We start from the raw sequence: 2326 nt of genomic DNA, 5'->3' as shown, positions 1-2326 counted from the left end.
AGTGGACGCGAGCATCTTTGTGGCCAAGTTGTTTAGGGCACACGGTGGATGCCTTGGCATCAGGAGCCGATGAAGGACGTGGGAGGCTGCGTTAAGCCTCGGGGAGTCGCCAACCTGACGTTGATCCGGGGATGTCCGAATGGGGAAACCTAGCACCAGTCATGTGGTGTTGCCGCCGTCTGAATGTATAGGGCGGTTGGTGGTGACGCGGGGAAGTGAAACATCTCAGTACCCGTAGGAGAAGAAAACAATAGTGATTCCGTGAGTAGTGGTGAGCGAAAGCGGAGGAGGCTAAACCGTGCGCGTGTGATAGCCGGCGGGTGTTGCGTGTGCGGGGTTGTGGGAGTCCCTGGAGGAGACCGCCGTCTCCTCAAGCAGTGATAAATCGGTGTGGTAGTCGAACGTTCTGGGAAGGGCGGCCGGAGACCGTGAGAGCCGGGTAGGTGAAACTGCATCGACTGCTGGGGGTTGTCCCGAGTAGCACGGGGCTCGAGGAATCCTGTGTGAATCTGCCAGGACCACCTGGTAAGCCTGAATACTTCCTGATGACCGATAGTGAACGAGTACCGTGAGGGAAAGGTGAAAAGCGCCCCGGTGAGGGGTCGTGAAATAGTACCTGAAACCGTGTGCCTACAAGCCGTGGGAGCGTAGGCCGGAGCTTTGGTTCTGGTCTGTGATGTGACTGCGTGCCTTTTGAAGAATGAGCCTGCGAGTCGTGGTGTGTGGCGAGGTTAACCCGGGTGGGGGAGCCGTAGCGAAAGCGAGTCTGAATAGGGCGTTTGAGTCGCATGCTGTGGACCCGAAGCGGGGTGATCTACGCATGGGCAGGGTGAAGCTCAGGTAAGACTGGGTGGAGGCCCGAACCCACCAGGGTTGAAAACCTGGGGGATGATCTGTGTGTAGGGGTGAAAGGCCAATCAAACTCCGTGATAGCTGGTTCTCCCCGAAATGCATTTAGGTGCAGCGTTGCGTGGTGCTTGCCGGAGGTAGGGCTCTGGTTGGCTGATGGGCCCGACAAGGTTACTGACGTCAGCCAAACTTCGAATGCCGGTAAGTTGAGCGTGGCAGTGAGACTGCGGGGGATAAGCTCCGTGGTCGAGAGGGAAACAGCCCAGATCGTCGACTAAGGCCCCTAAGCGTGTGCTGAGTGGGAAAGGATGTGGAGTCGCAGTGACAACCAGGAGGTTGGCTTAGAAGCAGCCATCCTTGAAAGAGTGCGTAATAGCTCACTGGTCAAGTGATTTCGCGCCGATAATGTAGCGGGGCTCAAGCATACCGCCGAAGTCGCGGCACCTGCACCTGTGTGGTGTGGGTGGGTAGGGGAGCGTCGTACACGCCGGTGAAGCTGCCGAGTGATCGTGTGGTGGAGGGTGTGCGAGTGAGAATGCAGGCATGAGTAGCGAGTCAGAAGTGAGAAACTTCTGCGCCGGATGACCAAGGGTTCCTGGGGCAGGTTGATCCGCCCAGGGTTAGTCGGGGCCTAAGGCGAGGCCGACAGGCGTAGTCGATGGATGACGGGTTGATATTCCCGTACCCGCTGTGGTGCGCCCATACTGAACCTGGTGATACTAAGAGTCCTTAGCCCCCTGTTGCCTTCGGGTGGCGGGTGAGGGTGAACGCTCGGCCTGATCTGGTAGTAGGTAAGCGATGGGGTGACGCAGGAAGGTAGCCCATCCCGGGCGGTGGTTGTCCCGGGGTAAGCATGTAGGGCGAGGGGTAGGTAAATCCGCTCCTCATTCAAGCCTGAGGTGTGATGCCGAGCCGATTGTGGTGAAGTGGGTGATCCTATGCTGTCGAGAAAAGCCTCTAGTGAGTGCCGTGGCGGCCCGTACCCTAAACCGACTCAGGTGGTCAGGTAGAGAATACCGAGGCGATCGGGTGAACTGTGGTTAAGGAACTCGGCAAATTGCCCCCGTAACTTCGGGAGAAGGGGGGCCTCTGCTGGTGATGGCACGTGCTGTCTGAGCTGGTGGGGGTCGCAGTGGCCAGGGGGAAGCGACTGTTTACTAAAAACACAGGTCCGTGCGAAGTCGTAAGACGATGTATACGGACTGACGCCTGCCCGGTGCCGGAACGTTAAGGGGACCGCTTAGCCTGCTTTTGTGGTGGGCGAAGGTGAGAACTTAAGCGCCGGTAAACGGCGGTGGTAACTATAACCATCCTAAGGTAGCGAAATTCCTTGTCGGGTAAGTTCCGACCTGCACGAATGGCGTAACGACTTCCCCGCTGTCTCAACCACAGGCCCGGTGAAATTGCAGTACGAGTAAAGATGCTCGTTTCGCGCAGCAGGACGGAAAGACCCCGGGACCTTCACTGCAGCTTGACA

At 58.0% G+C, this 2326-nt stretch carries 1 rRNA gene; it reads left to right on the top strand.

What is annotated here, in order from left to right:
• Positions 1-21 precede the first annotated feature (21 nt).
• Positions 22-2326, top strand: a 23S ribosomal RNA gene (locus ACFHYQ_RS29345); the annotation flags it as partial.

This window comes from Sphaerimonospora cavernae (assembly GCF_042435035.1).
Lineage (GTDB): Bacteria > Actinomycetota > Actinomycetes > Streptosporangiales > Streptosporangiaceae > Sphaerimonospora > Sphaerimonospora cavernae.
Note: the sequence above shows the minus strand (reverse complement) of the source record. Positions and strands in the feature narration are given on the sequence as shown.